General features: G+C 49.1%; 7 protein-coding genes and 3 pseudogenes. 9 read left to right on the top strand and 1 reads right to left on the bottom strand.

Going from position 1 to position 4,820, the window contains the following annotated elements; genetic code table 11:
• Positions 1–245: 245 nt before the first annotated feature.
• On the bottom strand, positions 246–650 hold the full coding sequence (locus tag ACLJRU_RS23200; RefSeq protein WP_001009037.1) for a transcriptional regulator: 405 nt from the start codon (positions 648–650) through the stop codon (positions 246–248).
• Between the two features lie 129 nt (positions 651–779).
• Here ACLJRU_RS23200 and ACLJRU_RS23195 point away from each other — a divergent pair, with 129 nt between their 5' ends.
• The 9 genes and pseudogenes from ACLJRU_RS23195 to ACLJRU_RS23155 all read left to right on the top strand — a co-directional run.
• Positions 780–1,016 carry a transcriptional regulator gene (locus ACLJRU_RS23195; protein WP_000869364.1) on the top strand — a complete coding sequence of 79 codons (237 nt, stop codon included), beginning with the start codon at positions 780–782 and terminating at the stop codon, positions 1,014–1,016.
• A complete protein-coding gene (locus ACLJRU_RS23190; RefSeq protein WP_001538023.1) occupies positions 982–1,356 on the top strand; it encodes a CII family transcriptional regulator in 375 nt (124 codons plus the stop codon). Before ACLJRU_RS23195 ends, ACLJRU_RS23190 begins: the two co-directional genes overlap by 35 nt.
• Before the next feature lie 84 nt (positions 1,357–1,440).
• Positions 1,441–2,363 (top strand): annotated as a pseudogene (locus ACLJRU_RS23185) (replication protein).
• Positions 2,364–2,365: 2 nt separating this feature from the next.
• Complete coding sequence (locus ACLJRU_RS23180; protein WP_023235161.1) at positions 2,366–3,115, top strand: ATP-binding protein; 750 nt, start codon at positions 2,366–2,368, stop codon at positions 3,113–3,115.
• Between the two features lie 10 nt (positions 3,116–3,125).
• The gene (locus ACLJRU_RS23175) at positions 3,126–3,473 is read left to right on the top strand and encodes a DUF977 family protein (protein WP_001540687.1); all 348 of its coding nucleotides are present in this window, start codon (positions 3,126–3,128) and stop codon (positions 3,471–3,473) included.
• Between the two features lie 53 nt (positions 3,474–3,526).
• Positions 3,527–3,730: pseudogene (locus ACLJRU_RS23170) on the top strand (ead/Ea22-like family protein); the annotation flags it as partial.
• A gap of 90 nt (positions 3,731–3,820) precedes the next feature.
• Positions 3,821–4,084, top strand: a complete 264-nt coding sequence (locus tag ACLJRU_RS23165; protein WP_001276150.1) for a hypothetical protein — start codon at positions 3,821–3,823, stop codon at positions 4,082–4,084.
• A 2-nt stretch (positions 4,085–4,086) separates the two neighbouring features.
• Positions 4,087–4,344 (top strand): hypothetical protein, encoded by a 258-nt coding sequence (locus tag ACLJRU_RS23160; RefSeq protein WP_000224241.1) that lies wholly within the window; start codon positions 4,087–4,089, stop codon positions 4,342–4,344.
• A 10-nt stretch (positions 4,345–4,354) separates the two neighbouring features.
• Positions 4,355–4,496, top strand: a pseudogene (locus tag ACLJRU_RS23155) (hypothetical protein); the annotation flags it as partial.
• Positions 4,497–4,820: the final 324 nt, after the last annotated feature.

Here is a 4,820-nt window from a genome sequence, read left to right as displayed (position 1 = left end):
ACCTGCTGCGCGTTAACCTTGCCATCTCATTCCGGTCTTCGTATGCCCCGGGCGGCTACTTCGTGGGCGTCCTGCCTTGATGACTCGTTGCTGCGTTTGATAGGTTAAGTATTATCGATTAAATCGATATATGTCAATTAAATTTGATGATTAATTTTACAGGGAAGATTAAGAAAGCGAGATGTGGGTGAATTAATGACATAAAAAAACCGCCAGTTAAGGCGGTTAGTAGTTTTAAAGCTGGTTTAGCGAGAAGGAGGCTCGATTTTTCTGCGTCTTTGGTATTCAGCCATGAAATCGTCTAGTTCTTGAAGTCTGGCGCCTGCCAGCTCAATAAAACGGTCTTGTTCAACAGTCGGTAGCTGATCAAATATTTCTAAGAGCCGCTTTTGTCGGTCATTGAGATCTGTTGGACCACCTTGTGTTAGACGTTCAGGCACATCCGATTCCTCATCATCCTCCATGAAGAACCAATACAACGGCTTACCCGTGGCCTTAGGTAACAACTCTAAGATATCTTTTCGGGGAAGAATGCCGGACTGACACCAACCATTAACTGATTGAGAGGTAGCGCCGACTCTACGACCTAACTCAGATTGGGTGATCCCAGTCTCATTAAGCACTCTTTGTAAACGCTCTCCAAAGTTCATTTTTCGTTCTCGCACAATTACATGGTTTCATTATACAGATTTTTTCTGTAGGTATAGCTATCGAAATAATTTGACAGTATCGATTAAATTTGAATAATTGGTTGTATCTTCACTCAATGAGACCGACCAATGAAAGTAACTGTTCAACGCAAGATCCTTTCCGTGTGTAGCCAGGCTGAGTTGGGACGCCGACTTGGTCGCCGTGCTCAGACCGTTAACGGCTGGTTTAAAAACAAAGTTCCCGGCGAACTTGTAGTTCGAGTGGCAAGAGCTATTGACTGGAAAGTCACCCCACACGAACTGCGTCCTGATCTCTACCCAAACCCAACCGATGGCTTACCAAGCCAAGAGGCATCAGCCAAATAACCATAGAGGATATTTACCCATGGAGAACGCAATTGCACGAAAGTTAGACCCACCAGAAATCAACCCGGTTGAGATAGAGAGTGTCCTGCTCAACCGGCTTGCATCAGTAGGGCAGAAATCATACGCCGAGCATATGGGCATCAGCGAGTCGACAGTCAGCAGGCGTAAAGCTGAGGGATATTTCTGCAACATGGCGAAAGAGCTGGCTTTTCTTGGGATTCAGGCCGCGCCACCTGAGGCGGTACTGGTATCCAGAAACTATCTCACAGCTGTAGAGATTCTTGCTGATGCCGGGCTAAAGGCTGAACGAGCCAGGCCGGATGCGCTGGGGTGGGACTGAAAATGACAGCAACCAAAAAGGCGAAAGCCGCGGTGAGGGGTCACCAACGGCTTTCTGGTGCAAAAACGGTAGGTAATTGCGGAGATGAGTATGTCAAATACCGCTGAAATATACAAATTCCCTGCGCCGGTACCGACGCAACAGGAGTGCCGTATGGCTGATCTGGAAAATGGCTATTTACGTTTAGCTAATCAGATCCAGGACGCCTTGTGTATCGTTGAACTATCGGGGCGTGAGTTCCGTGTTTTGAATGCGATTATCCGGCTGACTTATGGCTGGTCGAAAAAATCAGATCGTATTGCCAACAGCCTCATTGCAGATAAGACAACACTGAAGGTAAAGCACGTATCCGAAGCGGTGCTGAGTCTTGCCTATCGTAACATCATTATCCTGCGCCGTATTGGTCAAACAAGATACATAGGGATTAATACAAACCTGGATAAATGGGCTTATTCCAAGCCACATTGCTCAAAATGTCCGGTGTCTTTTCCTGATGATGAAATTGCCACATGGATTATTTCTGTACCCGAAACCAGGGATAGTTATCCCCGAAAAGGGGGAAGGGCATCCCCGAAAACGGGGATAGTTATCCCCGAAAAGAGGGAAGGGCATCCCCGAAAACAGGGAACACCAAAGACATTATTCCAAAGACAAATATAAAAGATCTAACCCCCTTTAATCCCCCTAAGGGAAAAGTGAAGTTTGATCCGTTGAGTATTCCTGTTCCCGAATGGCTGAATGCTGCGTCGTGGAACGAATGGGTCACCTACCGCCAGCAATCCGGAAAGCCCATAAAAACCGAACTGACGGTAACAAAAGCTTTCAGGCTTCTGAAGGAGTGCCTGGATGAAGGCCACGATCCGGTAAACGTCATCAACACAAGCATTGCCAACGGCTACCAGGGACTATTCAAACCGAAGTTCGCTCTCAACGACCGAAGAGCTGGCAGAGATGTGAACCACATTTCTGCGCCAGACAAAACCATTCCTACCGGATTCAGGGGGTAACGATGAAAAACGTAATCGGTACTGGCAGTGCGCTTGATCGCCTCAAAAGAATTATCCCAGCCAGTGTGCAGCCGAAATTCTCGACTGCTGATGAGTGGCGGGCATGGCAGGAAGCCGAAGGGCGTAAACGCAGTGAAGAGCTTGACAGGATGAATCAGAAATCCCGCACCGAGAAGATTTTCGAGCGATCTGGCATTCAGGATCTCCATCGTAGCTGTACGTTTGCTAACTACGAAGTAAGCGGGGAGGGGCAGCGAAAAGCGTACACGATGGCAAAAAGTTATGCCCAGAACTTCGGTAGTGGATTTGCGAGCTTTGTGTTCAGCGGTGGTCTGGGAACCGGGAAAAACCATCTTGCGGCGGCAATCGGAAATCATCTGCTGGCCGGCGGTCATAGCGTTCTGGTGGTAACCATTCCTGACCTGATGCTCAGGGTTCGTGAGTGCTACGACGGTGGGCAATCAGAAGCGTCCCTGCTTGATGACCTTTGCAAAGTTGACCTGCTGGTACTGGATGAAGTCGGTATTCAGCGCGGAAGCAGTGGTGAGAAGGTCATTCTCAATCAGGTTATCGATCGCCGTCTCTCATCGATGCGACCTGTTGGCGTTCTGACGAATCTTAACCACGAGGGGCTGTTGGATTCACTGGGCGCGAGGGTTATCGATCGCCTCCAGATGGACGGAGGGATGTGGGTGAATTTTGACTGGGGAAGCTACCGGAAAAACGTTAGCCACCTCCGGATCGTGAAATAAGGGGTTAAAAATGGCCCGACCTAAAACACACAGAGAACGGATGATTATTCTTGAGCGGATTATCGGTCTGGTGAAAGAGCAGGGGCGCATCACGACGAACGACGTCGTTGCGATGTTCGGCGTGCACCGAACCACGGCGGAGAAATATCTGCAGATCGCGTTAGTGCGCGGAGGTTTCATCCGCCACGGGCGGTGCGGCGTTTTTCGTGATCAGCGGGCAGTAATTGATTATGACCTGAAGCGTTATAGCTGCAACAAGACAACCGGATTTTCAGCGCTACCGGCACTGGAGAAAAGCCAGGTAATGCAGGTTCATGGAGCACCCAAAATGAGCATCAACAAGGGGGGAGTCCAATGAGCAACATCGACAAACAGGCAGTAACAGCAAAAACAAAAGAACTGGCATCCTTCATGGTTGAGCGATTCAGTATGAATCCTGTCAGCTGCAAATTGCTGAATGAGGCATGGGAAAAAGAATTCCCTGACGAAGTGGCTATCGCTGAGCGAATGCTGGCGCTGCTGGATGAGCTGAAGCATTACAAATCTCGTGAAGAGCGAGTTACAAAGCTGGTTCTGGATAACTCGACAAGCTGGGACGCTCTCTACAAGAAGCTGTAAGCCGCAGAGCGCCAAAACGGATATCTACGCGAGCAGCGTGACGAATGGGAGCGCAAGGCAATCAGTAATTTTGAAGAGTGCGCGGAAATGTCGGCACGAATTGAAGAACTTGAAGCCCAGAGGAAGCTGGCTTTCACTGCCAGTAACCGTTGGGCGGATAAATTCAGGGAAGCAGAGAAACACATAGCAGAACTGGAGGCAAAACTTGAAACTGCCGACAGGTTGCAGGATGGCGCATTCCGTTCCGGCCTGAAAGCCGGGTTCAGCTATGGGCAGACAGATGACCAGTCCGGGTTCATGCAATGCATGTCTGCATACAGCCCCCGCGCTGGCATCAAGGTTAAGGAGTGAGCATGGCTACTTTGACGAAACAGGAAAAAGCTTGGGTAAAGAAACTCAATAAGCTACTGGCGGAGTGTCCCTCAAATCGGATCGCGTTTGCGACGACTGGCGATTGTGAAGTATCGCTATTTGATGTGACGCGCTATGACGAAATTTTTGATGAAGTAGAGAAGGGGAAAAGCGAATTTATCCCTTCCGCTATGCGTATCGGCGCAACCTTTAATGAGTGCCTGACATTCCCTAATCAGGTTGAAAGCACGGCAGGCTGAGGGCTAACCCATGACCACTATTACCAAAGAACGCGCAGAGCTTAAGGCGTTCATCGCTGGATTCCTTTCCGACCCAGCGCATGATAATCAGTCATCACGCAGCATGACTGCTGAAGTGTTTCGTATCGCGCTGGCCTCGCTGGACGCTGACCAGCCAGTGCCGGAGAAAATACCAAAAGGTCTGGCGGGTCAAATTGTCGGGCTGCTGGCGCACAATATTGGCGATAAGCTCCTTGCTCAGAAAATATGGAACGCCTGTCGCGCCGCCATGCTCAACGGAGGTAAATCGTGAAACACCTATATGCCGGTCCTGTGATCGGCATTAATGAAAAATCAAAAAATACGAATCAGTGATTTGTAATCAACATTTCTTAGGTTTGTAGATATGCGAATAATAACCAGGAAGAAACCTGCGTTCACTGACCTGTACCAGACTGGTGTTCTGACGCGTATAGCAGCCGTTAAGACTGACAGTG

Origin of the sequence: Salmonella sp. SAL00653 (assembly GCF_046552515.1) — a bacterium.
Lineage (GTDB): Bacteria > Pseudomonadota > Gammaproteobacteria > Enterobacterales > Enterobacteriaceae > Salmonella > Salmonella enterica.
Note: the sequence above shows the minus strand (reverse complement) of the source record. Positions and strands in the feature narration are given on the sequence as shown.

Excerpts from the sequence above, each read along its gene's own strand:
- ACLJRU_RS23165 (WP_001276150.1), top strand. The coding sequence starts at position 3,821 with ATGTCGGCACGAATTGAAGAACTTGAAGCCCAGAGGAAGCTGGCTTTC.
- ACLJRU_RS23195 (WP_000869364.1), top strand. The coding sequence starts at position 780 with ATGAAAGTAACTGTTCAACGCAAGATCCTTTCCGTGTGTAGCCAGGCT.
- ACLJRU_RS23180 (WP_023235161.1), top strand. The coding sequence starts at position 2,366 with ATGAAAAACGTAATCGGTACTGGCAGTGCGCTTGATCGCCTCAAAAGA.
- ACLJRU_RS23160 (WP_000224241.1), top strand. The coding sequence starts at position 4,087 with ATGGCTACTTTGACGAAACAGGAAAAAGCTTGGGTAAAGAAACTCAAT.
- ACLJRU_RS23190 (WP_001538023.1), top strand. The coding sequence starts at position 982 with ATGGCTTACCAAGCCAAGAGGCATCAGCCAAATAACCATAGAGGATAT.
- ACLJRU_RS23175 (WP_001540687.1), top strand. The coding sequence starts at position 3,126 with ATGGCCCGACCTAAAACACACAGAGAACGGATGATTATTCTTGAGCGG.
- ACLJRU_RS23200 (WP_001009037.1), bottom strand. The coding sequence starts at position 650 with ATGAACTTTGGAGAGCGTTTACAAAGAGTGCTTAATGAGACTGGGATC.